The organism is Treponema sp. OMZ 790, from assembly GCF_024181285.1.
Classification (GTDB): domain Bacteria; phylum Spirochaetota; class Spirochaetia; order Treponematales; family Treponemataceae; genus Treponema_B.
Window position 1 is genome coordinate 2,279,868 of record NZ_CP051201.1, and the last position, 25,190, is coordinate 2,305,057.

Annotated in this window: 22 protein-coding genes and 2 pseudogenes; 8 read left to right on the forward strand and 16 right to left on the reverse strand. The window is 40.6% G+C overall.

What is annotated here, in order from left to right:
- Positions 1-7: 7 nt before the first annotated feature.
- The 10 genes from E4O01_RS10855 to lon all read right to left on the reverse strand — a co-directional run bounded on the left by E4O01_RS10855 (position 8) and on the right by lon (position 7,209).
- Positions 8-1,159, reverse strand: coding sequence for an aminotransferase class V-fold PLP-dependent enzyme (locus tag E4O01_RS10855; RefSeq protein WP_253692205.1), 1,152 nt, complete (start codon positions 1,157-1,159; stop codon positions 8-10).
- Positions 1,146-1,433 (reverse strand): putative Se/S carrier protein, encoded by a 288-nt coding sequence (locus tag E4O01_RS10860; RefSeq protein WP_253692206.1) that lies wholly within the window; start codon positions 1,431-1,433, stop codon positions 1,146-1,148. Before E4O01_RS10860 ends, E4O01_RS10855 begins: the two co-directional genes overlap by 14 nt.
- Before the next feature lie 43 nt (positions 1,434-1,476).
- Positions 1,477-2,070 (reverse strand): sulfurtransferase-like selenium metabolism protein YedF, encoded by a 594-nt coding sequence (yedF, locus tag E4O01_RS10865; protein WP_253692207.1) that lies wholly within the window; start codon positions 2,068-2,070, stop codon positions 1,477-1,479.
- A 95-nt stretch (positions 2,071-2,165) separates the two neighbouring features.
- Positions 2,166-2,507 carry a type II toxin-antitoxin system RelE/ParE family toxin gene (locus tag E4O01_RS10870; protein WP_253692208.1) on the reverse strand — a complete coding sequence of 114 codons (342 nt, stop codon included), beginning with the start codon at positions 2,505-2,507 and terminating at the stop codon, positions 2,166-2,168.
- The gene (locus E4O01_RS10875; RefSeq protein WP_253692209.1) at positions 2,497-2,781 is read right to left on the reverse strand and encodes a type II toxin-antitoxin system Phd/YefM family antitoxin; all 285 of its coding nucleotides are present in this window, start codon (positions 2,779-2,781) and stop codon (positions 2,497-2,499) included. The genes E4O01_RS10870 and E4O01_RS10875 overlap by 11 nt, the downstream gene beginning before the upstream one ends.
- 186 nt (positions 2,782-2,967) lie before the next feature.
- A complete protein-coding gene (locus tag E4O01_RS10880; RefSeq protein ID WP_253692210.1) occupies positions 2,968-3,264 on the reverse strand; it encodes a HigA family addiction module antitoxin in 297 nt (98 codons plus the stop codon).
- A gap of 9 nt (positions 3,265-3,273) precedes the next feature.
- Positions 3,274-3,555 carry a type II toxin-antitoxin system RelE/ParE family toxin gene (locus E4O01_RS10885; protein WP_253692211.1) on the reverse strand — a complete coding sequence of 94 codons (282 nt, stop codon included), beginning with the start codon at positions 3,553-3,555 and terminating at the stop codon, positions 3,274-3,276.
- A gap of 362 nt (positions 3,556-3,917) precedes the next feature.
- Complete coding sequence (locus tag E4O01_RS10890; protein ID WP_253692212.1) at positions 3,918-4,355, reverse strand: HEPN domain-containing protein; 438 nt, start codon at positions 4,353-4,355, stop codon at positions 3,918-3,920.
- Entirely contained in the window at positions 4,345-4,659 is a 315-nt protein-coding gene (locus E4O01_RS10895; protein ID WP_253692213.1) for a nucleotidyltransferase family protein, read from the reverse strand. The genes E4O01_RS10890 and E4O01_RS10895 overlap by 11 nt, the downstream gene beginning before the upstream one ends.
- A 171-nt stretch (positions 4,660-4,830) precedes the next feature.
- Complete coding sequence (gene lon / locus E4O01_RS10900) at positions 4,831-7,209, reverse strand: endopeptidase La (protein WP_253692214.1); 2,379 nt, start codon at positions 7,207-7,209, stop codon at positions 4,831-4,833.
- 167 nt (positions 7,210-7,376) lie between these two features.
- On the opposite strand from lon, the gene E4O01_RS10905 reads away from it, so the two are divergent.
- The 3 genes and pseudogenes from E4O01_RS10905 to E4O01_RS10915 all read left to right on the forward strand — a co-directional run bounded on the left by E4O01_RS10905 (position 7,377) and on the right by E4O01_RS10915 (position 10,636).
- A complete protein-coding gene (locus E4O01_RS10905; RefSeq protein WP_253692215.1) occupies positions 7,377-8,279 on the forward strand; it encodes an Rpn family recombination-promoting nuclease/putative transposase in 903 nt (300 codons plus the stop codon).
- A 9-nt stretch (positions 8,280-8,288) separates the two neighbouring features.
- Positions 8,289-8,525 (forward strand): annotated as a pseudogene (locus E4O01_RS10910) (hypothetical protein); the annotation flags it as partial.
- Between the two features lie 641 nt (positions 8,526-9,166).
- A complete protein-coding gene (locus tag E4O01_RS10915; RefSeq protein WP_253692216.1) occupies positions 9,167-10,636 on the forward strand; it encodes a leucine-rich repeat protein in 1,470 nt (489 codons plus the stop codon).
- An 819-nt stretch (positions 10,637-11,455) separates the two neighbouring features.
- On the opposite strand, the gene sufD is transcribed toward E4O01_RS10915, so the two are convergent.
- The 3 genes from sufD to sufC are packed head-to-tail and all read right to left on the reverse strand — an operon-like array spanning position 11,456 to position 14,774.
- Positions 11,456-12,568, reverse strand: coding sequence for a Fe-S cluster assembly protein SufD (gene sufD / locus E4O01_RS10920; protein ID WP_253692217.1), 1,113 nt, complete (start codon positions 12,566-12,568; stop codon positions 11,456-11,458).
- A 2-nt stretch (positions 12,569-12,570) separates the two neighbouring features.
- Positions 12,571-14,037, reverse strand: coding sequence for a Fe-S cluster assembly protein SufB (sufB, locus tag E4O01_RS10925; RefSeq protein WP_253692218.1), 1,467 nt, complete (start codon positions 14,035-14,037; stop codon positions 12,571-12,573).
- Positions 14,034-14,774 (reverse strand): Fe-S cluster assembly ATPase SufC, encoded by a 741-nt coding sequence (gene sufC, locus E4O01_RS10930; RefSeq protein ID WP_253692219.1) that lies wholly within the window; start codon positions 14,772-14,774, stop codon positions 14,034-14,036. The genes sufB and sufC overlap by 4 nt, the downstream gene beginning before the upstream one ends.
- Before the next feature lie 172 nt (positions 14,775-14,946).
- Here sufC and E4O01_RS10935 point away from each other — a divergent pair, with 172 nt between their 5' ends.
- Complete coding sequence (locus tag E4O01_RS10935; RefSeq protein ID WP_253692220.1) at positions 14,947-16,131, forward strand: dicarboxylate/amino acid:cation symporter; 1,185 nt, start codon at positions 14,947-14,949, stop codon at positions 16,129-16,131.
- A gap of 241 nt (positions 16,132-16,372) precedes the next feature.
- Here the strand turns inward: E4O01_RS10935 and E4O01_RS10940 are convergent, their stop codons facing one another.
- Both E4O01_RS10940 and E4O01_RS10945 read right to left on the reverse strand, forming a co-directional pair.
- Positions 16,373-16,576: a hypothetical protein gene (locus tag E4O01_RS10940; RefSeq protein ID WP_371819567.1), complete on the reverse strand. Its 204-nt coding sequence runs from the start codon at positions 16,574-16,576 to the stop codon at positions 16,373-16,375.
- Positions 16,577-16,594: 18 nt separating this feature from the next.
- The gene (locus E4O01_RS10945) at positions 16,595-17,473 is read right to left on the reverse strand and encodes an Rpn family recombination-promoting nuclease/putative transposase (protein ID WP_253692221.1); all 879 of its coding nucleotides are present in this window, start codon (positions 17,471-17,473) and stop codon (positions 16,595-16,597) included.
- A 150-nt stretch (positions 17,474-17,623) separates the two neighbouring features.
- On the opposite strand from E4O01_RS10945, the gene E4O01_RS10950 reads away from it, so the two are divergent.
- From E4O01_RS10950 to E4O01_RS10970, 4 genes and pseudogenes are all read left to right on the forward strand, one after another.
- Positions 17,624-18,397, forward strand: coding sequence for a DUF1295 domain-containing protein (locus tag E4O01_RS10950; protein ID WP_253692222.1), 774 nt, complete (start codon positions 17,624-17,626; stop codon positions 18,395-18,397).
- Positions 18,398-18,477: 80 nt separating this feature from the next.
- Positions 18,478-20,118 carry a hypothetical protein gene (locus E4O01_RS10955; RefSeq protein WP_253692223.1) on the forward strand — a complete coding sequence of 547 codons (1,641 nt, stop codon included), beginning with the start codon at positions 18,478-18,480 and terminating at the stop codon, positions 20,116-20,118.
- Between the two features lie 20 nt (positions 20,119-20,138).
- A pseudogene (locus E4O01_RS14890) lies at positions 20,139-21,807 on the forward strand (P83/100 family protein).
- 12 nt (positions 21,808-21,819) lie between these two features.
- Complete coding sequence (locus E4O01_RS10970) at positions 21,820-23,124, forward strand: 2-hydroxycarboxylate transporter family protein (protein WP_253692225.1); 1,305 nt, start codon at positions 21,820-21,822, stop codon at positions 23,122-23,124.
- A 104-nt stretch (positions 23,125-23,228) separates the two neighbouring features.
- On the opposite strand, the gene E4O01_RS10975 is transcribed toward E4O01_RS10970, so the two are convergent.
- On the reverse strand, positions 23,229-25,082 hold the full coding sequence (locus E4O01_RS10975) for an MFS transporter (RefSeq protein WP_253692226.1): 1,854 nt from the start codon (positions 25,080-25,082) through the stop codon (positions 23,229-23,231).
- Between the last annotated feature and the right edge of the window lie 108 nt (positions 25,083-25,190).

The window sequence follows — 25,190 nt, forward strand, 5'->3', positions numbered from 1 at the left end:
GCGTTTTTTATGCCTTGCCGGCTATTTCTTTTAAAGCCTCGGCAGTTTGCTTGATTTCTTCAAAGGTGTTAAAAGAAGAAAAGCTGAATCGGACTATGCCCTGATCTTCGGTGCCGAGCGACTTGTGGACCAAGGGAGCGCAGTGGGCACCCGGGCGGCTTGCAATGCCGTAATCCTCATCGAGGAGACGGCTTATTTCGCCGGACGGGATCGTGCCTATGTTTAGGCCCACAACAGCTCCCGTTTTTTCACTCCAAGGATTTCCGTATATTTTGATATTGGGAATGTTTTTTATTTCTTCGATAAAGCTTAATTTTAAATCGGCCAATTTTTTTTGAATAGAATCAATGCCCGTTTTTAGAGCATAGGAGGCGCCGGCATTTAAGCCCATAAAAGAGGGAACATTCATGGTTCCCGCTTCAAAGATGTCGGGCATTTCGGAAGGGTGAGCCTTATCAAAAGAATGAACCCCGCTTCCCCCCGAAAACACGGGAGCAAAATCGAAGGCTCCGTTTACGATAATTCCGCCCGTACCCTGAGGCCCGTAAAGCCCCTTGTGCCCAGTAAAGCAAAAAATACTTTGCCCGTATTTTGAAATATCTATAGGAATTGTTCCCGCACTTTGAGAAGCATCTACAATTAAAATCCGCCCGTGTTTTTTGCATATAGAATGAACCCGATCCAGATCGCAGATTGAGCCTATGACGTTTGAACAGTGGTTTACGACAACCGCCTTGGTACGCTCTTCGATTTCTTTTTCGATTAGATCGTAACGCAAAAAGCCTTCTTCTATAGGAATAACCGAAAGGCTTGCCCCTTCTTTTTCAAGCTGGTAGAGAGGGCGCAAAACAGAGTTATGCTCAAGGGCTGTGGTTATTATGTGGGTATCGTTTTCTTTGCCCCAAAAAAGACTTTTTATTACAAGATTTAAAGCAGCAGTAGCATTTTGGCAGAGTGCAACATTTAAGGGATTTTTTACGTTAAAAAGCCTTGCAAGGGTCTGCCTTGTTTTAAAAAGCTCCGTAAGAGCTGCATTGGCCGAAGAATGAGCCCCGCGACCCGGATTTCCAAACTTGTTTGAAGCAAGGCCCCTAAACACCTCTTGCGCTACGCTTTCGGGTTTTTGAAGGGTGGTAGCGCTATTGTCAAGATAGATCATATTTTTCCACAATCCTCTCACTTTTTTCTGTTTTTAAAAGATAGGTTCCTGTATAAGGAATTTCGGCCTCGGCTAAGAGGCGTGCGGCTTCTTTTATTCCGCCTCCATTTACCCTTAGAACAAGTCCGCAGCCCGCAGAAATCTCAGGCGGCAGCGGAATAAGCCTCGCCTCAGTCAGCCCCTCGTCGGCTGAGGCACATCCGCCTGAAGTTACGGCTTCAGCCGCTATCGCATGATGAGAAGACGAAAACGAAAAAAGTGCGTAGGTTTTCAAATCTTTTAACCTCGATATTTTCTTCAATTATAATTTGATGAGCTTAAGGGCGTACTACAAAATGGGTACGCATAATTTCGGTAATGCGGTACATATTTGTGGGAGAACCGACTTGAAGTTCTTCTTTAAGCCCGTAAAAGTCAAGGCAGAGCCCGCAAGACAAAACTTCGCAGCCTTGAGAGGCGAGGGCCTTTAGGTCGTTTACGGTTTTTTCGTTTTCGGTTGTAAGCCTTACTCCGGAATTATAACAGATAACGAATTTGGGAAGCACATCCTGTTCTGTGAGAGCATAGATAAAGCCTTCTAAAAGTTTTTTTCCGAAGCCTTCATCTCCCGATCCCATCTGATCCGAATTTATAACAACGGCATATTCAGTATTAGAAGTTTGAGGCACCTCGACAGGATTTAAACTTACTCCCTCCGCAGCCTTTAAAAGAACAGTAAACTCTTTTTCGCTTATCTTGTTTACCTCAACCCCTATACCGAGCTGAGCCGCCATCTTCGAAAGGTTTTGAGTTGCAACCTCATTATCAACCTTGACCAAAATATTTTCTTTACCCGTATTTTCTCTTACAGCCTTTTTTGCCATAATAACGGGAATAGGACAAGCCTGACCCATAGCATTTACTTCTATCATAATGACCTCACAATATATTAAATTTTTAGATATATTATCATAAATGATTATAATTAGTCAATGAATGAGGATTAGGGAAAAGTTGAATTAGAAACTTATCTTTTACTTTCATAATAGCGGGATAATTTTGAAATGATGATATCCTCAAAATTTCTTCTACCGTCAATAATTGTATGTATTATTACAGCATCACTTAAAATTTCATATACAATTCTATAATATCCTTGAATAAGTTCCCTGTATTGCAAAATACTCTGTTTTTCAAGTTCAGGAACAATTCTGCCTCTCTTAGGATATTTTTTCAAGGACATGATATTTTTTTCAAATTCGGAAATTACTTTCTCAATATAGTTTTTACTCAATGAATAATGGTAGGCGATAATTTCATTTAAATCGTCCTCTGCGAATCGGGAAACAATAACTTCTTTAATTTTCAAGATTATATTTCCTTCTCAAATTTGTAAAAACTTCTGAAGCAGGTTTCACATTTCCTGCCTTTACATCTTTTTCCGAAAATTGAATTATCTTTAATAAAGTAAAAGCATCCTTCATTTCCTGATAAGATTCAACATCAATCAAGACTGCTCTGGATTCTCCGTTTTGTGTTATAATGAGAGGTTCTTTTCTTTCATTTACAAAATTCATCATATCGGCAGCATTTGTTTTTACATAAGAAATAGGCTTTATACATTCTTGCACATTAGTAAGCATATCATCCTCCAGTCCTTTTATAATACCATATTTAGACTGAATATTCAATAAGCTATATATAAAAAAAAGTTGATTTTTATCTGCCTTTTAGAGGAGTGTCAACTTGAAGTTGGTATTAGTTTTTTTGTATTCTCATTTGCATTGCGTAAAGTCAATGTCAGATTGAAGCGGGTGTTATGGCATTTTTTACGCATACGCATAAGTCTTTATTTCTTCCAGCTGGGGAGCAAGTTCCAATTTGGCATTCCGAATATCTATGTCATTCTGCAATGACATAAAATATCCGTCGGACACTCCGAAAAATTTTGCAAGACGCAAAGATGTATCTACGGTAATTCTCCTGCGGTTATGGAGAATATCCTGAATTCGGGAAGTTGGAACATTTATTTCTTTTGCAACTTTATAGGCAGAAAGACCAAGAGGAATGAAAAATTCTTCATTAAGGATTTCTCCCATTGTAGGTGTTTCAATATAATCAGACATAGTTTGCTCCTAGTGGTAATCCACAATTTCTACATCATAATAATGCCCGTCTTTTTCGGTAAAACAGACACGCCACTGATTATTTATACGGATTGAATGCTGACCTTTTCTGTTTCCAACAAGAAGTTCCAGATGATTGCTAGGCGGCACTCGTAAATCTTCCAGACATTTTGCGTTATCCAGCATCATCAGTTTACGCAAGGCAACTTTCTGTATTGTAGTAGGAAGCCGTCTAGAAAACTTTTGATTGTAGATAAGTTCCGTATCTTTATCCGCAAAACTCTTTATCATAGTCATATTATATACGTTTTGCGTGTATATGTCAAGCAGATAATATTTTAGTAAGCGGTGAAAAGCCGCATACTACCGCTGCCTGTCGCTATAACATTATTTCTTCTAATATTATAAGCGCATATATCGCTTCAATTTCACCATTATGAATTTTTCTACTTAAATAGCACAAAAAATTATAGTTAATATTTTCATTTATTTTGAAGCTTAGCAGCGGAATAATTTTCTTTGGCAATATTTTCTATTTCTTTCAATTCCAATTTTAATACCTTCCTCTCATACTAAGACTATGGTTTGTGAGCATAACACTCGCTTAAGCTAACATTTGCGGCTTGACCATGTTGTCAGTGTAAAAGCGGGTGTTAAACACTGTTTTCTTTATTCAATTCTTCTACCGGTGGAGATAGTTTAAGTTCTTCCATTTTATTTTTCACAAAATCATAAACTGTCTTCATATCTGAAATAGCTTTTGCAACATGTGATTCTTCTATATTTAATTCTTGGGGGTAACGGATTTTTACGCCATACGGTGTAAGAGCATCAACTGAATTTAAAATATTTTCGGAAAAAGTTACAAACTCTGAAAGTTCATCTGTAAGTAAACCTAAATCATGAGTTTTTTGCAACTCTCCGTCATAGGCAATAATTAGTGCCTTTAGCATTTTTTCTGCAGCCTGCTGGCAATGATAACAAATTATCTCAAGCGGCTTTGGATACTGAATTTCATTTAGATGATTTGCAGCAAGAAAATCCATATCAGCATAACGAACCCATTCTTTTACATCAATTTCATTTTTCATACAGTACTACACCCTCACGATCCACAATATTTTCAAGCGTCTTTCGGGTTTTTCTTTCTTCAAACCCCGAAACCGAGCCGACAACTATATCGACTGAACGGCGCTTCAAACCACGCAAAGAACGATAAGCCTCCTGAGAAACTGAGAGTCTGTCTGTAACAGAATCTGACATTACAAGATAAAAATCATAGTCGCTATCATCCTTTTCTTCATCCCGTGCAAAAGAACCAAAAAGGTATATTTTTTGTGGGTTTACGATTTTTTGAATCCGTTCAGCAATAGTACGGATTTCATCTGTTATCATCTTTTACTCCTAACAACTTTATTATATCACAACATCCTATTTTTGTATATAAACGGAATAAATTCATCAAGTCTAATATTGTCATATTTATTTATTTTATTATCAGCAATTATTTTTATTTCATACTTACTATAAATACCTATTCCTTTTGAATCTGATAAACTTTCCCCCCTACCTCTTCCTCTTCTTCGTCAGTGCCCCCTTAAAGGCTATTTCCAAAACTTCTTCGACATGGCTTACGGGGTGGAAGCTTATGCCCTTTTTAATGTGGTTGGGGATTTCGTCTAGATCCCTTGTGTTAGCTTGCGGAATGATAACTTCCTTTATTCCGTTGCGGCGGGCGGCTATGGTTTTTTCTTTTAGGCCGCCTATGGCAAGGACTTGGCCGGTGAGTGAAAGCTCTCCTGTCATTGCAAGTTTCGGTTTGATTGTTTTACCCGAAAAAAGAGATAAAAGGGCCGTAGCCATGGTGATACCTGCGGAAGGTCCGTCCTTGGGAGTTGCGCCTTCGGGTAAGTGAAGGTGAATTATATTTTTGTCGAACCAGTCGGCATTTTTTATCTTATGTTTTACGGCAAACATTCTTGTCCAAGAAAGAGCTATACCTGCGGATTCTTTCATAACGTTTCCGGCCTGGCCTGTAAGTTTAAAGCCTCCCTTTCCGGCCATCGATGCCGTTTCTATCAAAAGAGTATCTCCGCCCATCGAAGTCCAAGCAAGACCAATCGAGGTGCCGGGAACATCGGCCTTTTTAATATCGTCATCGCGAAAGATAACCTTGCCGAGCATCTTTTCAATATCGGCCTTTGTTACAGTCAGCTTTTCGTCTTCCTTTCTTTTTCCGTTTACAATTTCGGTTGTGACCTTGCGGTGAATCTTATCAAGCTTCTTTTCAAAGTTGCGTACTCCGGCTTCCCTTGCGTAGGAGTTGGCAATATAAAGGAGCATCTCCTGACTGTAGACCACCTGATTTTTTTTGAGGCCGTGCTTTTCAAGACTTTTCGGAATGAGGTGCTTTTTTGCTATCTGCACCTTCTCGGCATCGATGTAGCCCGAAAGCTTTATTACCTCGGCCCTGTCCAAAAGAGGACGTGGAATGGAATCGAGGGTGTTAGCCGTGAGGATAAAAACTATGTTGGAAAGGTCAAAGGGCAAATCCAAATAGTGATCTCTAAAGTTTATATTTTGCTCGGGGTCTAAAACTTCGAGGAGGGCACTTGAAGGGTCGCCCTGATAGCTTTGCCCCATCTTATCTACCTCGTCAATCATAAAGACCGGAGAATTGGTTTTTACTATCTTTAAGCCCTGAAGGATTTTACCGGGCATGGCACCGATGTAGGTTCTTCGGTGTCCCTTTATTTCGGCCTCATCCCTCATGCCTCCGACCGAAAACCTGAAGAAGGGCTTAGACATAGCACGGGCGATAGACATTCCGACACTCGTTTTACCTACACCGGGCGGGCCGAGTAAAAGGATGATAGAACCCTTGGTGTCTTTTTTTAGCTTACGCACTGAAAGGTATTCTATTATTCTGGTCTTTACGTCTTCAAGCCCGTAGTGATCCTTATTTAAAATCTTTTGAGCCTTTGCAATATCGTATTCCTCCGGCTCAGAATTCTTCCACGGAAGGGAAAGAATAGTTTCCAAGTAATTGCGGGTAACTATGTATTCGGAGGAATAGGGATCGAGCATCTTAAACTTTTCGAACTCGGAATCCACCACCTCTTTTACCTCGCCCGTAAACTGAAATTCTTCTATCCTCTTTGCAAAATTTTCTTCTTCATTGGTCTTAGGATCCGATGTGAGCCCAAGTTCCTCTTTGATTGACTTTAGCTCTTCCCTTAAAAAATAGTCGCGCTGATTTTTCTCGACCCGCATGTTGAGGTCTTCCTGAATCTTGCGCTGAACCTGTAAAAGTTCTTGTTCTTTTTTAATGTGAACAAAGACCTCTTCCATCCTCTTTTTTACATTCAGGGTTTCAAGAATTTTTTGCTGGTCTTCTTTTTGAATGTTTAAGATGCTCGCTATAAAGTCGGCTATTTTTCCGGGATGGTCAATGTTAATCATATTGAGCCGCATCTCTTCGGAGAACAAGGGATTGTTTTCGGAAAGCTGCTTCATCTCGCTTATAAGGGCGCGGGTAAGAGCTTCCACCTCGTGGCTTTTTTCTTCTTCATCATCCAGATACTGAACGGCTACGACTATCGGATTTGTATCGTTGACCGTTTTGCGTATCTTAAAGCGCTTTTGTGTTGCGATAAAAACATTGAGTCCGCCGTCGGGCAGATTTATCTTGCGCACAATTTTGGCGGCACAGCCTACCTTGTACAAGTCCTTAGCTTGAGGATTTTCTATATTGTTTTTAAGAAGGGTAAGCCCTATAAAGCCGTCGCCCGCATAAGCATCTTCAATCGACCTTATGTCTTCGGGCGCATTAATTAAAAGCGGCGTAAAAATGCCGGGAAAAATGGGCCTGCCGCTCAAGGGAATAATATTCAGCTTTTGAGGCAGTAAACTTTCAATCGGAACAATTTCTTTTTTATCACTCATTCTCTAAATATCTCAATATTTGAAAAAAAAGTCAATCGGAAAAGAAGTTATTACATGGTAAAGCTTATCATAAAATAAATATTTACAGCTTTAAAAATCCTATAATCTATGCTATAATGTATGAAACCACCGCCGTCATGGCGGAATATAAACTAGAGGGCAGAGTTATGAGTACGGCAAACAGAAAATATAAAGATTCGGTATTCGTTGATCTTTTCGCAGAAGACGAAAAGGCTAAAGAAAACTTTTTGTCGCTATATAATGCCTTGCACGGTACAAATCTACAATTATCTTGTCCTGTAGAAAACATAAGGCTTGATAATGTTATGTACATGAACATAATCAATGATGTATCCTGCCTTGTAGACGGTAAAATCATTGTATTGGCTGAACACCAATCCACAATCAATGAAAATATGCCGCTACGCTTTTTACAATATATAGCAAGACTGTATGAAAAACTACAAGCACCGACCGACAGGTATTTAAAAAAGTTGTCAAAAATACCCACGCCTGAATTCTATGTTTTCTACAACGGTATGGACGATTATCCTGAAACCGCAGCGCTAAAACTCTCCGATGCATTCATCACAAAGCCCGAACAAGTGCCTTTGGAATTGACGGTGCAGGTTTTAAACATCAATACCGATAAGGCAAACAAAGTTCTAACAGCATGCAAACCGCTTGAAGAATACAGCCTATTTGTAGAAGAGGTAAGAAAGCAAATGCAGCTTGATCATGAAAACGGCTTTACCAATGCAGTAAAAATATGTATAGAAAAAGGAATCTTAAAAGAATATTTAATGAGAAAATCAAGGGAGGTAATAAATATGTTGGTAGCAGAATATGATTATGATACGGACATTGCAGTACAAAGACAAGAAAGTCTGATGATTGGAATCAAACAAGGTATTAAACAAGGTATTGAACAAGGAATTGAACAAGGTATTACACAAGGTTCTTACCAAAAAGCTCTTGAAACAGCAAAACTGATGAAACAAGCAAATTGTGAACTTGACTTTATTATGCAAATGACAAGACTTTCCAAAAAAGAAATAGAAGTCTTATAAAGATGTTTGGTAATCAACATGTTGGTAGCAGAATATGATTATGATACGGACATTGCAGTACAAAGACAAGAAAGTCTGATGATTGGAATCAAACAAGGTATTGAACAAGGTATTACACGAAGTCTTGAACAGGGCTCTTACCAAAAGGCTATCGAAACGGCAAAAAATCTGGCTGAAATGGGCTTTGCTGTAGAAGCTATCGCAAAAGCTACAGGTTTAAGCAAAGAAGAAGTAGAAAAACTATAACAAAGTGCGAAGTACGAATGTCGAGGTGCAAAGTTCGAACTTCGGCACTCGTCATTCGTCATTCGACATTTCAGCCATTCGCACTTCCCCTCACTCGCCATTTCCCCCATTCGCACTTCGCCCGTTCGCCACTCGACACTCGCACTTTGTACTTTCTCAAAATAAATTACAAAAAACTTTCCACAAAAAGTTGTTATTCTCAAAAACTTGCACTATAATGTATAGTATGAACGGCAAAATAAACCGCTTAAACAGTATAATAAAGAGTTCTCAAAAAAGTTTGGAAAAGTCGGCAAAACTACTTGACAAAGCCGAACGCGCCCCCATAATTACTCAGCACTCAGCACTCAGCACTCAGCACTCAGCACTCAGCACTCAGCACTCAGCACTCAGCACTCAGCACTCAGCACTCAGCACTCAGCACTCAGCACTCAGCACTCAGCACTCAGCACTCAGCACTCTTTTAAATAAACCGCACACACAGCACAATCTTCTCACACCGGTTAAAGAACCGCAAAGACCGCCAAGCGTTGAGCTTCGCTCAACTTCGCAAAGGATAATTAAAAAATATCTTACAACATCTCCCTCAAATATCTTTGCGCCCTTAGCGGTTAAATTACACAATTATAAGGAGGTTTGATATGAAAAACTCAAACACAAACAAAATCGGAAGCGCACAGCGTTTCACACATTGGGCGGCAGTCCTCACACTTGCCGCATCGCTAGTGATTATGGGGCTCTTTACCGCCTGCCCCAACGCCGCAGGCGGCGGCGGAACAAGCTCCGACGGTAACACGGGCGGGGGCGGAGGTACCCCGCAATCCAAGTGCACCGTAAACTTTAGCGTAGAAGACGGGAACGGCTTCCTTATCGCAAAGGTCGGCGACACGATAATAGACAGCGGTGCCCAAGTAGAAAAAGATACAACAGTAACCTTTACCGCAATAGAGAAGACAGGCTACAGGGTATATGGCTGGACTCTTAACGGTACAGTAGTAAACGATACGGCAAAAACCTATTCGCTTACAATCGATAAGGATGTAACGGTAAAGGTAAGTTTTGAAGACGCCGGCTCCCCGCCTAAGCCCAGATACAATGTATACTTTCAGGAATTCGGCAAAGGCAGCATTAGCGCACAGGTAGACGGTAATACAATAACCCCGGACACCAAAGTACAAGAAGACAAAACCGTGCTCTTTACCGCAACAGCCGACCCCGGTTACAAAGTACAGAAGTGGACGCTTAACGGGACGCCGGTAAACGGGACGGCAGAAACCTATTCGCTTATCCTTACAAACTCTGTATCGGTATGTGTATACTTTGAGCGGAATGCACCCAAATACCCCGTAAATTTTAGTGTGGATGGCGGCAACGGCACCCTTAAGGCAAGCTTTGCCGGATTTGTACAGCTTGATACCGGTGACACAATATATGAGGGCGACGAAGTACGCTTTACCGCAGTGCCCGCAGAAGGCTATGAGGTCGGCATTTGGACAATCGAAGGCGGCAGCTTTGAATCCGGCTCAGGCATACCCGGATACTCTTATGCACGCGTAAAGGTAACCGCCCCCGTAACGGTAAAGGTGCGCTTTATTAAAGAATCCATACCGCTTTCAAAATTGGACATCGAAGGCACCGTGCTTAAAGGCTATACGGGCGAAAAACCCCGAGGCATATTGCGCGTACCCGCGGGCATTACCGAAATTGCCGAGAGAGCTTTTAAGAACTGTACAGACATAACGGAAGTATACCTTCCCGAAAGCCTTACCGAAATCGGCACATATGCTTTTTACAATTGCTATGGTATAACAAAGCTCATCTTAAGCAAAAACCTTGCCCATATCGAATATTGTGCTTTTTACTCCTGCAAAATGACAGGCACCGTCAAATTTCCCGCGAGCCTTAGCTTTGTGGGAGAAAGTGCGTTTAAATCCTGCAACAAGGTAGAATACTTTGATTTCAGTTTATGCAAAAACCCGCCCCTTACGGCAATCGGCACCGACGCCTTTAACTATACAGACGGCAGGTTTAAAGTTAAAACCGGCACAGGCATAAAAGCCCTGCTCACAGCCTCAGGCGTAGATGCAAGCAGAATAGACGAGGAGCCGTAAACGGCATAAAAACTCACGTCCTGTGAGTTTTTATGCTTCGAGTTTGCCTACGGCAAACGGTTTGCCTCAAGGCAAACTCGCGGTATCTATGGCTGTTCCGGCATCCGTGCCGGGAGGCATAAAATCGCACATCGTGTCCGATTTTATGCCGATATAAAGCTTTCCCGAACGTCCTGTTCGGGACTTGAAACAAGATGTTTTATGTGCGGCGTTCGCCCGTCAAAACATCGCGGATAACCGGCTTTAAGTTCGCACATTTGAAAATGTGCTCACACTTAAAGATAATATCGAACATACAGTTTGTCAGCTGTATAAACCGGGTTCTTAGGGGCGGTGAGCCCCTAAGCAGACGGAAAAGATAGGAGGGGTTATAGGGGAGGGAAGAAAACCTGTTCTGTCGGGGTGTCTTCCCTCCCCTAATAGATGACATCATCATCGAGGGGAACAAGCTTAAAATAGACGAAACCGACGCGGCACAAGGCGTCTTTTTCCGCCTTGCGGACGGCACGGAGCACAAGGTAACCCGCTGCGGTACCGGCAGGCAATGTTACGGTAATAATACGGACAAAGTTTGCAGGAAGCGGCAAACCCTTAAAAGAAATACGGGAAATCGTCTACGCTTATCCCTGCACCGCAAAATCCTAAAGCCCGCCCCGAGTGGAATCAGGGGCACACATCAGCACGGATCAGCCTGTACCATCCGCTTGGATCAGAGGTACACATCCGTTCGGATAAGGGACTCTCACCCGCTCGGATGCCCCCTGCCCATACGAAAGGGTCGGGGGTACTCATACGGGTATAAAATCATCTGCGGTTAAATTAAATAAAAGTTTCCAAGCTCACCCTAAACTCTTCCAAAAGCTTTTCTCTGATTGCTTCATCGTCAATTCGGTTAAAGACAGGTTTAAAGGCGGCTTCGATTATAAGTTTTTTGGCACTCAGCTCGTCAAAGCCGCGGGTCATAAGGTAGTAAAGCTTTGCCTTGTTTACGGCTTCAAAGCTAGCAGCGTGTTCTCCTATAACATCATCTTCATCGCAAAAGATTGTCGGGATTGTAGAGCCGACGGTAGTCTTATCCAGCATAATCGTGTTGTCCGAAAAGCGGGCAATGGACTTTGAGCAGCCCCTGTTTAAAAAGATATTGCCGCGGAACATCTTGTGAGCCTTGTTTTTTAAGGCTCCTTTTGCGGTAATTGCGCCGAGGGAGTTTTTTCCGTTGACGATAAAATTTTGCTCCAAGTCGATGCGCCTTGTCTTATCCGCAAAGTAAAGGGGGTATATTTGAACCTCGGCCCATTGGTCAGGCATATAGGTAGAAGTTGACGCTCCGTTTATCTTTGCTCCAAGCTGAATGTCGTAAAGAGTAACTTTAGCCTTCTCCATCGCATAGAGTTTTACGGTTTCAAAGTTGATGCCGCAATGCGATAGGTTTTGCACCTTTATAAATTCCGTTTGAGAATTTTTTTCGGCGACAATGCTTAATAAGCCGTTTCTAAAAATGTCGGCCTTTGAGCAGTCGTAGGCCTTCACATCATGGTAAAAAAAGATTTTAGCCCTTGCCCCTTCTTCAACTACAATGAGGTTTTGATCATAAAGAACATTGTTAGCCTCGTCCATCGTAAAATTGATGAGGACATTAGCAACATAATCCTTATCTTCCGATTTTTTTACCCTTACATAAATACCCGAATTCCTTTTATCCTTTACCTCTTGAACATAATTATCCCCAAGTCCGCAATTTTTTTCGCGCCTTGTTTTTGTAAAGTCAAAGAATTTTTCTATATCTTCCGATGGGGCGGTTTTTAAAAACTCGTCAATCGGCATTTGCTCTATATTTTTATCTTCGGCCCGGCAGTTTAAGTTGCAAAAAGGGCGGGCGGGAACATCAGTTTTTGTGTAGTCAAGCCGTTTAAAATAAGTTCTGTCACTCATATCTATCCTATTGTTCCTTCTAATTCGATTGTGATAAGGTTATTCAATTCAACGGCATATTCCAGAGGGAGTTCCTTCGAGATGGGTTCGACAAAGCCCTTGATGATTAGAGACTTTGCGGCGGCCTCATCCAAGCCTCTTTGCATAAGGTAGAATACCATCGATTCGCTTATCCTTCCTATTTTTGCCTCATGGCCTATGTCTACATCATCGGTGTGAGCTTCAATAATCGGAATCGTATCGGAGCGGGATTTATCGTCCAGCATCAGGGATTCGCATTCGGCGACAGCCTTGGCTCCCGCTGCATTTGCTCCTATATACAAAAGTCCGCGGTAGTTTGCTTCTCCTCCGTTTTTGGCTATGGAGCGGGAGCGCATTTCCGAAACGGTGTTTTTTCCGATATGGACGGTCTTTGTTCCCGTATCGAGGCACTGTCCTTCCGAAGCGAAGGTAACCCCTGTAAACTCGGAGCGGGAGCGGTCGCCTTTTAAAATACTCATGGGGTAGAGCATCGTAACCCTTGAACCGAAAGAACCTGAAACCCATTCGATGGCACCGTCTTCTTCTACTATAGCCCTCTTGGTGTTTAGGTTGTATAGGTTTCTCGACCAGTTTTCGATGGTAGAATAACGCAAGGTTGCTTTTTTGCCTACATAAAGCTCGACGGCTCCTGCATGGAGGGCATTTTTATAGTACTTTGGAGCGCTGCATCCTTCAATAAAGTGGAGGTAGGCTCCTTCTTCTACAACTATGAGGGTGTGCTCAAACTGACCCGACTGTTGGGCATTCAATCTAAAATAGGATTGAAGCGGAAGCTCGACCCTTACCCCCTTGGGAACATAGACAAAGGAACCTCCCGACCAAACAGCTCCGTGGAGGGCTGCAAACTTATGGTCATTCGGCTTTATAAGCTGCATAAAATGTTTTTTTACTATATCCTCGTACTTGTGCACGGCGGTTTCCATATCCAAGTAGACCACGCCCTGCTTTTCCAAGTCTTCTTTTAGGCTGTGATAAACGACCTCCGAGTCATACTGGGCACCAACTCCTGCGAGGGAGTTGCGTTCGGCCTCAGGTATACCCAACCTGTCAAAGGTCTTCTTGATTTCCTCGGGAACATCATCCCATGTTTCAGCCAAGGGCTTTGTATCGGAAACAATGTAGTGGATAATCTCCTGAATATCCAAGTCGGAAATATCCGCTCCCCAGTCCGGCATGGGACGGGCATTAAAATATGCAAGGGATTTAAGGCGTAAGTCCAGCATCCACTCAGGCTCTTTTTTGCGTTCGGAGATTTTTTTTACAACTTCTTCGTTTAAACCGAGTCCTGTCGAATACTCATAATCGATGCTGTCCTTTATGTCATAGATTCCGCGTTCTATGTCCGAAACAAAGGTACGCTTTCTTTCTTGAAAGAGAGTTGTCTCCTCTGTTTCTTTATCTGTGTTTTGGTTTATAGGCTTACTCATAGGCTTTCTTTTATGTTTTCGTAACCGTTCTTTTCAATATATTCTACCAGTTCAAGGCTGCCTGTTTTTACAATGCTGCCGTCAACAAGAATGTGTACAAAGTCAGGTCTTATATAATCTAAAACTTTATTATGATGGGTAATAATTAAGATTCCCATATCGGGGGTGCGTATTTTGGAAACGCCTTCAAAGACTATCTTTGTAGCATCGATATCCAACCCCGAATCCGTCTCATCAAGGATTGCGAGTTTCGGGTTTAAAATAGCAAGCTGTAAGATTTCGTTTTTCTTTTTTTCTCCGCCCGAAAAGCCGACATTTAGGCTTCGGTTTGCGTATGCAGGGTTTATTTTAAGCTGCTTCATTGTGTCCGACAACAGCTTATGAAATTTTATCATAGGGATTTTTTCACCCGTTACGGCTTCTTTTGAAGCCCTCAAAAACTCTTCAATTTTTAAGCCCGGCACCTCTTCAGGTATCTGAAAAGAAAGAAAAATGCCTTTACGGGCCCGCTCATATACGGGAACATCGTTTATAAGTTCATCTTCAAAAAAGATTTTGCCTTCATCAATTGTGTATCTTGGATTTCCTACTATGGCCGCCGCCAAGGTAGACTTCCCGGCTCCGTTGGGGCCCATGACTACATGAACCTCACCCTTGTTTATACTCAAATTAAGGTTTTTAAGAATCTGCTTCTCATCAACCGACATTTGAAGTCCTTGTATATCTAATAGTTTCATCAAAACTCCTATAATCGTCCATATAATATACCAATTTGAGGGGTAATATTCAATAAGAAAATATATAAAATATTGCAACCGAATAATCTTGTGGACAAATCATTTTAAACCTGTTAGAATATATTAAGGTATAATTTATATACCTAATCATAAAAATGTGAGGAGTTTTTTTATGGCAAAGGAAAAAAAGATTGGGCTTTTGCCCAAACTAGGTATCGGTATTGCGGCCGGTATTTTGCTGGGCCTTTTTGTCCCGGCATCTGTTATGGCCGTCATCAACACAATTAAGGCAATCTTAGGGTCGGTTATCTTCTTTATCGTACCTCTGGTTATCTTCGGCTTCATTGCTCCTGCAATCTGCGGCTTAAAGCACAATGCGGGAAAAATGCTTGGAACCTTTTTAGGTTTATCTTATATGTCTGCTGTAGGGGCATCAATCTTATCTGCTATTGTGGGATATATTTTGATTCCCTTTTTGCATGTACCCGGTTCTATGAGTTCATTGGCAGACATTCCGAAAACGGCTTTCGTTTTATCTATTCCCCCTCTGATGCCTGTTATGACAGCCTTGGTAATGGCCATCCTTGTAGGTATTTCCGTATTATGGACAAAGGCCGAAACCGTCGAAAAGGTTTTAGTAGAATTCCAAAAAATGATTTTGGAAATTGTAAACCGCATAGTTGTACCTATTCTGCCTTTCTTCATAGCAACTACCTTCGCAGAACTCGCATACAGCGGAAGTTTAACAAAGCAGCTGCCCGTATTTTTAAAGGTTATCATCATCGTTTTAATAGGGCACTTTATATGGCTTACTGTCCTTTACCTTATAGGAGGCGCCGTTTCAAAGAAAAACCCCTTCGACGTTATCAGACACTACGGCCCCGCTTATACCACCGCTGTAGGAACTATGTCCAGTGCAGCAACTCTTCCTGTAGCCTTGCGCTGTGCCCATAAATCCGATGCTCTTCCTTCCGAAGTTGTGGATTTTGCGATTCCGCTAGGTGCTACAACACATCTTTGCGGTTCGGTTTTAACCGAAACTTTCTTCTGTATGACTATAGCTCAAATGCTTTACGGCTCTCTTCCTTCTTTCGGAACAATGGTTTTATTCTCATTCTTGTTTGGTGTATTTGCAGTAGGAGCTCCCGGCGTACCCGGAGGAACGGTTATGGCCTCATTGGGTCTTGTTTTAAGCGTTTTAGGTTTTGACAGCACAGGAACGGGCTTACTCATAGCTATCTTTGCTCTCCAAGACAGTTTCGGTACTGCTTGTAACGTAACAGGCGACGGAGCCTTGGCATTGATTCTTAGAGGTATTTTCTACAAACCTGACGGAACCTTAAAAAAACAAGCCTAAATTAAACTTGTTCAGAAACTTCAGCTTTCTGAACAAGTACCTTGAAATGCGATGTTCTAAATCGTGCTATTTGTGCGATTTAGAACTCGTCGGCCTGTTCGGATAACACAGGTATCGAACAGGCCTATTATCGGCTGATTTTTAGCCACAAACCCTCTTCGGTTTAAAATCGGAGAGGGTTTTAATTTACGGAAAAACAAATTACTGTCATACCGCCATATTCGCCGATAATATGTTTACTTTATAAGGCTTCTATTTCTTCTTTGCTTAGGCCCGATATTGTGCAAATATCACTAATCGGGTAATTCATACCTTTCATCAGTTTTGCTGTTTCGATAGCTTTTTGGTAAGAACCTCTTTCTTCGCCTTCGGCAAAGGCTATTTCTCGCTCTTCTGCACGCTGTACGGCTATATCTGTTTCATAATCATATTCGACTAGTAACATATTGATTACCAAACATCTTTACAGCGCTTCTACTTCCAATTCAGAGAGTCCTGTAACTTGTGTAATTTTCTGAATTGAATCTCCAAACTGTTTTAATAACCTTGCCGTTTCGATAGCTTTTTGGTAAGAACCTTGTGTAATACCTTGTTCAATTCCTTGTTTGATTCCAATCATCAGACTTTCTTGTCTTTGTACTGCAATGTCCGTATCATAATCATATTCTGCTACTAACATGTTGATTACCTCCCTTGATTTTCTCATTAAATATTCTTTTAAGATTCCTTTTTCTATACACATCTTTACTGCATTGGTAAAGCCGTTTTCATGATCAAGCTGCATTTGCTTTCTTACCTCTTCTACAAATAGGCTGTATTCTTCAAGAGGTCTACAACGGCTTAATACTTCTGCTCCCTTATTTGTGTTTATGTTAAATACTTTTACTTCAAGTTCCAGCGGCATCTGTTCAGGTCTCGTAATGAAGGCATCGGAGAGTTTTAGCGTTGCAGTTTCAGGATAATCGTCCGTACCGTTGTAAAAAACATAAAACTCAGGTGTCGGTATTTTTGACAACTTTTTTAAATACCTGTCGGTCGGTGCTTGAAGTTTTTCATACAGTCTTGCTATATATTGTAAAAAGCGTAAGGGCATATTTTCGTTTATTGTGGATTGATGCTCAGCCAATACGATGATTTTACCGTCTACAAGGCAGGATACATCATTGATTATGTTCATGTACATAACATTATCAAGCCTTATGTTTTCTACAGGACAAGATAATTGTAGATTTGTACCGTGCAAGGCATTATATAGCGACAAAAAGTTTTCTTTTGCTTTTTCGTCTTCTGCGAAAAGATCAACGAATACCGAATCCTTATATTTTCTGTTTGCCGTACTCATAACTCTGCCCTCTAGTTTATATTCCGCCATGGACGGCGGTGGTTTCATACATTATAGCATAGATTAACAGGTTTTGTAAGGGTATAAATTTTTAGGCCTTAGGACAGACTCTCTTGACGTTGCGACACGGATAATCTATACTTAACACCTATGGAAAAATTGATATTTACTTTTAATATTGCACAACTTGTCTTATTTTTAGTCGGTTTAATTTGTTTTGTTGTATTGTTCTTTGTACCGGCAGGTTACGGCAAGATGATAAATAAAAAATGGGGATTTTCTTTTAACAATAAACTCGGCTGGTTTTTAATGGAAGTTCCTACACTCATTACTATGATCGTTTTAATGTGCGTGTGGGCCAAACCTGAAAATTTTGTGAGAATTATAATAGGGCTTTTTTTTGTACTGCACTATGCCCAGCGCGTTCTAATTTTTCCGTTTTTATTAAAAGGAAAGAGTAAAATGCCTCTTTTGATAGTTTCGATGGGCGTCTTGTTCAATACAATAAATACATTTTTAATAGGAGCATGGCTTTTTTACCTTTCACCTAAGACTATGTATCATGTTTCGTGGTTATGCGATCCGCGTTTTATAATCGGAGCCATTATCTTTTTATTCGGAATGGCTGTCAACATCGATTCGGACAGATACATCCGCTCTTTGCGAAAACCGGGAGATAATTCCCACTATTTTCCGCACAAAAGGATGTACCGCTATGTTTCGAGTGCCAATTATTTCGGAGAAATATTGGAATGGTTCGGCTTTGCTCTTCTTTCATGGAGCTTCGTAGGCCTCCTCTTTGCCTTTTGGACTTGCGCAAACCTTGTTCCGCGGGCTTATGCCATAAACAAAAAATACAGAGAAGATTTTCCGGAAGAATTCACAGCGCTAAAACCTAAATGCGTATTCCCATTTATTTTTTAAAATGTTCTAAATAGCTATCTTGAAAAAACATTAAAAATCATTTATGCTGTTTAGTAAGTTTATCTTTACCGGATAAAATTATGAAAAAATCGTTTCTTAGTATATTTTTTTGTCTTTTTGTTTTTTCTTTTAAGCTGCCGGCACAAACCCTTGATGCTCATTGGACTTTGGTTTTTGCAGGGAAGAATATAACTGTTCCTGTTTTTTGGAACGGAAATATCTATACAGCCGGAGACGATAAAGCCTTAAACTGCATTACCTCGCAAGGAACTTTCTTATGGCGTAGAAATACGGGAGAATTCCCGGGCAATTTTTTATCTGTTTCCCAATCCGGAATTGTATACATGGTTACCGCAAAGGGAAACATCGAAGTCTTCTCTTCACAAGGTATGCCGCTTTGGAGTTATCCTTTAAAAAAAAGACCTATTTTTCCGGTGCATACGGCAAGAGACGGTCGTATTTTTATAATTCAAGAGGATAATATAATTTGCCTTACCTCCGGCGGAAAACTAAAATGGTCTTTGCCCCTTGTTTCTTCTCCCATCTTTCAACCTTCAGAAACAGGTTCAAGAGATATCGTCTTGATTTTAAAGTCAGGCGATTTCTTGCGTATTTCTATCTTCGGCTCGATTGTAGAACAGCACAGACTTAAAAAGACCGTTTCGGCCATAGGAGAAGCCCCTGACGGATACATACTTGCCTGTACTGACGGCTCAATTTCATACTATAAAACGGGAGGAGGCTCCGAAGCCCTTTGGCAAATTATCGAGCCTGAAATATGCAAAAATATTTTTTATAAAAACGGAAAAGTTCTTTACATATTTGAAAGCGGCCGGCTCCTCTTTCGAGACCTAAAAAGCAACGAAACCGTGTGGGAAGAAAAAACTGCCGGAAATTTTTCCGGAGGAGTAAAATGCTACGCAATCGGCAACGAATTCAATATTACCGCTAAGGGATTCGGCTGCCTTATTACCGATAAGGGGCGAATCAAATGGGAAAAAAAGATACCCGAAATCAATTTTTTCCCCATTATAACCGAAAACGGACTTTTAGTCGGAATAACAAACGAAATTTTAAATGCCTACAGGGTCGAAACAAAGCTTTTAAGAAAGGGAACAAAACGGAGTGCCCCCGAGAATTTCTATTCCATCGTACAAAAAGACGATAAAGGAAAGGAAGACCTTCCTTTTTTTGTGGAATACGCTACTGCGGCAGAACTTTTGGATGTTATACAAAAAGAAATTGAAGACGGCAAGGTAGGAGAAAAAGAACCCCGCTATGCTTTCCAGCTAAAAACCATAATGGAAAACAAAAGAAAGGCCTCATATTTCTCGCAAGATTTTAACTCGCTTGACAGATCAAGAGCCGCAGAGCTTTTAGGCCGATTAGGTTCCTATGAGTATCGGGATATTTTGGTGGATGGAATTTACAGAGTAGACGATCCCGATGTTCTTGCCGGAATTTTAAGAGGTTTGGAATATCTTGCCTATGACCCCGATGACCGCACAATGGAAGGCGTAAAATTTATTATGAAAAGAGCTAAATATGATGATATAAATCTGATGATTGCCGTTTGCGATTGTTTGACGGCATTGATGAGATATGGTTCTAACGAAACTGCAAGTGCTGCAATTTCAAGTATTTTTTATATTATTAAAGGCCCTTATTCCAATATTATTCAAAATTATGCAAGACAAAAAATAAAAAATATAGTAAAATAGGAAGAACGGAGGATTTACTTATGAGAAGGCTATTAGTTTTTTCGTTTTTTTCAATCATGGTAGTTTTTTCAGGATTTGCAATTGAGGTTGACAAGCCTGAAATTGATTCTGTAAAAAATAAAACTATAGAATTTATTAACTACACCGGACCCCATGATGTTGTCGATAGTGCCGACACAATAAGGGGTATAGGTTCAAATCTCGCAGGAGCCGTAAAAAGCGGACGTGCAGGAGATATGAATAGATATGCAATTATCCATTGCGTTGACCCTGCAGTAAAGGAAGGGCTTGACGCCGATATCTTCATTATCGGGAAAAATGCCGGTGTTGATCATATTAACAACGTCAGGCTGATAATTGCAGGATATTTGAAAGCCGCTTACGGATATTCCGATAAGGATGCCGCAACCCTTGCACACTTTGTTACAATATATAATGCCGTCTACCGCGGAAATATGGATTTCTTTAATCAAAAATATAAGCCGATTGTTACAAAGAATTTAACGGCAGACAAGGCCGGTATCGCCTTGCGCTACGATGAATGGCCGGGCAGAACGCAAATCGTCATTCCTCTGACTGATCAAAAATATGCGGGAACAATAAGTACTGTAGATACGACTTCAATCTCGGATAAAAAAGGTTGTCGAAAAAATGCGTGAAGATAAGAACAGAGACATCGAAAAACGCAAAGATATGGTAGACCTAAAAGAAAGAGAAAGCGAAGAAGCCGCTAAACGAGCCGATGTTGCAAAAAAAGAAGCCGTAAAGCAGCAAAAAGAAGCCGACAAACAAAAAAAGGAAGCCGATACAAAACAAAAAGCAGCGGAAAAACAAAAAAAACAGACCGAACAAAAACAAAAAGAAGCTAAAAAAGCTGAAGAAAAAGCCGCTAAAACAGGAAAACCTGAAGACAAAAAGGCTGCTGAAGAAAAACAAAAAGAGGTAGTAAAAGCTCAAAAAGAGACCGAAAAGAAAACCGAAGAGGCTAAAAAAGCCAAAGAAGCTGCCGAAGAAAAGCAAAAGGAAGCCGACAAGGCCAAAGAAGAAGTAAAACAAGAAGAAAAAATGGCCGAAAAAAAGACCGAAGAGGCTCAAACCGATAGAAAAGACATTGCTTCGGATACACAAAAAATCATAGAAGAAAAAAAGGCTGAAAAAAAGGCTGAAGGTGATGCTGCCATCGCTTCGTCAATTCCCGGTTACGGATTAAAAGTTGTAGATGAAACCAAATTGCTTTCGGAACTTGTTCTATTAGATCTTAAAACGGAAGAAGAACTTAGAACTTCGGGTATAGATACAATCAGAGGCAGAAACCTTTATATCGTCGGCAAAAACCTGATGGCTATAGCAGGAACTCAATCGGGCAATGCAGTTATAGCCCTTGTACTCATAGATGCAAAATCTTTAGAGATTGTTAAGCAGAGTAACGAAAATATTGCAGCCGCAAGTGTCTTGGTTAAAAATGAAAATAACTATTATGCCGTAATTGACAATAAAGGAAAATACTTCATTGGCCGATATAACGATAAACTTGAACTTCAAGCCAAATCTGCTGTAGAAGTTCTGCCCTATACCCCTATAACCGTAGGAGATAAGGGCTTATTGGTTCAGGACAGTAAAAACGCCATTAGATTGTTAAGGCTGACCGATCTGACCAATATAGTTATCTCTGAAGAAGAGTCAAAATAAGGAGTTTATTTTATGGTAAATGAAAGAAAAAAGTATGAAATTCTAGGTATGCCCCTCATACTTTTTGGTATTGTTGCAGCTGTTGTAATTGCGGCAACATGGTGGAATAAACTTCCGGGCGGAATGATAGGAGCCCTTCTCTTGATGATGGTACTTGGTGAAGTACTAAACATTATCGGTGATAATACTCCTATAGTAAAAACATTTTTCGGCGGCGGACCGATTGTAATTATATTTGCATCAAGTGCCCTCGCTTATTACCATGTTTTGCCCGAAGGTATTTTAAAAAACACTTCGACATTTATGAAGGGCGGCGGTTTTCTGGATTTTTACATTGCAGCCCTAATTACAGGTTCTATCTTGGGAATGGATAGAAAACTCCTGATAAAAGCAGCAATACGATATTTTCCGTGTATTGTAGGTTCTGTTGCGGCAGCATTAATCCTTGTTTCTTTAGGAGCCCCTATTTTCGGAATGAAAGCACCCGAAGCTATTGCCCATATCGGTATTCCGATTATGGGAGGAGGAATGGGAGCCGGAGCAGTACCTATTTCGCAAGTTTTTGCTTCTGCATTAAAAATTCCTGCAGAGCAAATTCTTTCCAAACTTGTGCCGGCGGTAGCCCTCGGCAATGCGCTTGCCATAGTCGCAGGCGGAATGCTTAACAAGCTCGGAAAAATTAAACCGGCTTGGACAGGAAACGGACAACTTCTTGCAAGCGGAACATTTGAGGTGCCGAATGATGAAGCAATGCAAAAGAATTTTTCCTTGCAAGACTTCGGAATCGCCATAGTAATTGCAACTGCCTTCTTTACCTGGGGAACTATAGTTTCTAATCTCTTCAAACTTATCGGTGTAAATATTCACACCTATGCTTGGATGATTATCAGCGTTGCTGTCGTAAAAGCTGTGAACATCTTACCTAAGACATTTGAAAATGCTTGTGCCTTATGGTATAAATTTGTTGCAAAGAATTTTACTGCAGCTCTCTTGGTCGGTATAGGTATAGGCTATACGAACCTCGGCGACATCATCGGAGCTTTCAGCCTGTCATACATTGTACTGGTACTATTGGTTGTAATAGGAGCAATAATCGGTGCCGGAGTAATAGGCAAATTTGTAGGCTTTTATCCTATTGAAGCTGCAATCACTGCAGGCCTTTGTATGGCAAACATGGGAGGAACAGGAGATGTTGCTGTTCTTACAGCTTCAAAGCGAATGGAGCTGATGCCCTTTGCTCAAATTTCATCCCGCTTGGGAGGGGCCTTTATAATCTTATTGGCCTCATTCTTAGTTCCGCTCTTTTTCGGCGGCTAAGATAAGACTTTTATAGAATAAATAAAAACCTCCGAGTCTGTAACGGATTCGGAGGTTTTTATTTTTGTTTTTGTTATCTTTGATTTTTATTGTGACAGCTTTTATCAAGTTCTTCCGTAAGGCTCTCCAATCAAAAGCTCGCAAACCTGCTTGGTTTTTTCATCAGCATCTTCTTTTTTACCTCCGGCTTCCAATCTGCTTAACTCATCAAGAATTATTTTATGGTTTTCGGGGCTTACATTGAATTTAAGACCGAAGAAGATACCGAAAAGAATCATAAAGAGGGGCATTATTATAAAAGCAATTTTTACACCGCGCAAGGTAGAATCCTTTTGCTGCGGCTTTTGAACCTGTCCTATACCTGAATATTTAAAATCGATCTTATCTAAAAGTTCCTTCAAATCGTAAAGATCATCTTTTGTATAAAAATCTTGCGGCATGATTTTTTTATAGACATCTCCCGATTTTAAATAAGAAGATTCGAGTAAAAATTTATCGTTTGTTTCATTAAAATCTTTTGCATTAAAAGAAGAAAGTAAACTTTCAAAAACAGCTTCGGGTATCTCATCAAAGTTGTCATTTACTTTTTTATCGATAGAGCTGATAATCTTATCAGTGTTTCGGCTCATGTATTTTAAATGGAAATTTCCGTCTTCCCGCAAAGAGTAATACTTGTTTATATTTTCAAAGTTTTCATTATGTTTTACGGCCAGATCTTGAGCTTCTTTAAATTGCTTTTGAGTCAAAACCGAGGGAACGGGATTTTTATAACCTATACCGCTTAAAACAAAACCTATTGTGGTCATTATAACCAAACCCAAAAACAACTTTCGGGTAAGAGTCATAGCAGCCGAATAAGTTCCGGCACGGTTTTCTCCGCTCATAAGTTTATCTATATCTGCCAAAAAAGGAAGCAGCTGATGAGGAATCAGATTGTTTGCCGAAATTCCAACACCCATAAGCACCATGTTCAATATTAAAAAAACCGGATTTGTTTGAGGCGTATGAAAAGACATAAGAACTATAGAAACTGCAAAGATGATTAGGGCTGCAACATAGACAGGCTTGTGTCCCCTCTTGTTTATTATGCGGTTATGAATCGGCAGGGTTGCCATCATGGTTATCAAAAGAGAACCTTGGGCTATTACAAAAACGCTTCCTCGGTTTAAATAATCTACAATGTAGAAGAGAACCAAAGACATAACTATATCCAAAGCTCCGTAGGAACAGACATACATAGCAATATGGATTCTACAAGACCTGCTTTTAAAAAGGGATAAAAAGTTTTTTATAAATTTGACTTCGGATTTTTTTTGAGGTTTTTCTTCAGGCAGTTCCCATGTTTCAAAATAAAGAGGAATCCACGGAAGGGCAAAGATGAGGGCAAAAACTATACTCATCACAAAATAGCCCATCATACTGCCATGAAAGGCATCGATAATCGGCTGAGCCAAAAGTCCGCCTAAAAGGGTTGCTATAAAAGAAAACATAAGGCGGGAACCGTTAAGTTTATTTCTTTCGGAAAAGTCCTTAGTTATTTCGGCTGAAAGAGCCGCATAAGGTATGTACGAAACAGTCGAAACCGTAAAGAAGATAATGTAGGCCACCGTATAAAAGATAAATTTCCCGGCCTGACTTTCGATTCCGGTCGGAAACCAAATTATGATAAATGAAAGGGCAATCGGGACAATCGAAACCAAAAACCAAACCCTTCTTTTACCGAAACGGTTTTGCGGCGTATTATCGGCTATATAGCCCATCATAGGGTCCGATACAGCATCCCAAAACTTTCCGATTGCAGGTATAAGCCCGGCCAAAACAGGATGAAGCCCTATTACATTTACCAAATAGTACATTGCAAATGTAGTAACGATAAAAAAACAGCCTCCGCCGTATAAATCGGCAGCCCCATAGGCGAGGTAAGTCCGCCAAGTCATCTTTTTTTGCTTGTTTAACATAAGAGTTATTATACAATAGCTTTTAAGGGAATGCAAGCGTAAGTTATTACAAAATCATATGAAAAAAAGGTGAGAAAATTCCTATTTTATTAAAATTTTACTATCTAT

What these genes read in the sequence shown, in the direction of transcription:
- yedF (WP_253692207.1), bottom strand. Translation starts at nt 2,070, where the DNA reads ATGATAGAAGTAAATGCTATGGGTCAGGCTTGTCCTATTCCCGTTATT.
- sufB (WP_253692218.1), bottom strand. Translation starts at nt 14,037, where the DNA reads ATGAGTAAGCCTATAAACCAAAACACAGATAAAGAAACAGAGGAGACA.
- E4O01_RS10970 (WP_253692225.1), top strand. Translation starts at nt 21,820, where the DNA reads ATGGTAAATGAAAGAAAAAAGTATGAAATTCTAGGTATGCCCCTCATA.
- E4O01_RS10945 (WP_253692221.1), bottom strand. Translation starts at nt 17,473, where the DNA reads ATGAGTACGGCAAACAGAAAATATAAGGATTCGGTATTCGTTGATCTT.
- E4O01_RS10935 (WP_253692220.1), top strand. Translation starts at nt 14,947, where the DNA reads ATGGCAAAGGAAAAAAAGATTGGGCTTTTGCCCAAACTAGGTATCGGT.
- sufD (WP_253692217.1), bottom strand. Translation starts at nt 12,568, where the DNA reads ATGAGTGACAGAACTTATTTTAAACGGCTTGACTACACAAAAACTGAT.
- E4O01_RS10895 (WP_253692213.1), bottom strand. Translation starts at nt 4,659, where the DNA reads ATGATAACAGATGAAATCCGTACTATTGCTGAACGGATTCAAAAAATC.
- E4O01_RS10875 (WP_253692209.1), bottom strand. Translation starts at nt 2,781, where the DNA reads ATGCTTACTAATGTGCAAGAATGTATAAAGCCTATTTCTTATGTAAAA.
- E4O01_RS10940 (WP_371819567.1), bottom strand. Translation starts at nt 16,576, where the DNA reads ATGTTACTAGTCGAATATGATTATGAAACAGATATAGCCGTACAGCGT.
- E4O01_RS10950 (WP_253692222.1), top strand. Translation starts at nt 17,624, where the DNA reads ATGGAAAAATTGATATTTACTTTTAATATTGCACAACTTGTCTTATTT.
- E4O01_RS10955 (WP_253692223.1), top strand. Translation starts at nt 18,478, where the DNA reads ATGAAAAAATCGTTTCTTAGTATATTTTTTTGTCTTTTTGTTTTTTCT.
- E4O01_RS10915 (WP_253692216.1), top strand. Translation starts at nt 9,167, where the DNA reads ATGAAAAACTCAAACACAAACAAAATCGGAAGCGCACAGCGTTTCACA.
- E4O01_RS10975 (WP_253692226.1), bottom strand. Translation starts at nt 25,082, where the DNA reads ATGTTAAACAAGCAAAAAAAGATGACTTGGCGGACTTACCTCGCCTAT.
- sufC (WP_253692219.1), bottom strand. Translation starts at nt 14,774, where the DNA reads ATGAAACTATTAGATATACAAGGACTTCAAATGTCGGTTGATGAGAAG.
- E4O01_RS10880 (WP_253692210.1), bottom strand. Translation starts at nt 3,264, where the DNA reads ATGTCTGATTATATTGAAACACCTACAATGGGAGAAATCCTTAATGAA.
- lon (WP_253692214.1), bottom strand. Translation starts at nt 7,209, where the DNA reads ATGAGTGATAAAAAAGAAATTGTTCCGATTGAAAGTTTACTGCCTCAA.
- E4O01_RS10890 (WP_253692212.1), bottom strand. Translation starts at nt 4,355, where the DNA reads ATGAAAAATGAAATTGATGTAAAAGAATGGGTTCGTTATGCTGATATG.
- E4O01_RS10885 (WP_253692211.1), bottom strand. Translation starts at nt 3,555, where the DNA reads ATGATAAAGAGTTTTGCGGATAAAGATACGGAACTTATCTACAATCAA.
- E4O01_RS10905 (WP_253692215.1), top strand. Translation starts at nt 7,377, where the DNA reads ATGAGTACGGCAAACAGAAAATATAAAGATTCGGTATTCGTTGATCTT.
- E4O01_RS10855 (WP_253692205.1), bottom strand. Translation starts at nt 1,159, where the DNA reads ATGATCTATCTTGACAATAGCGCTACCACCCTTCAAAAACCCGAAAGC.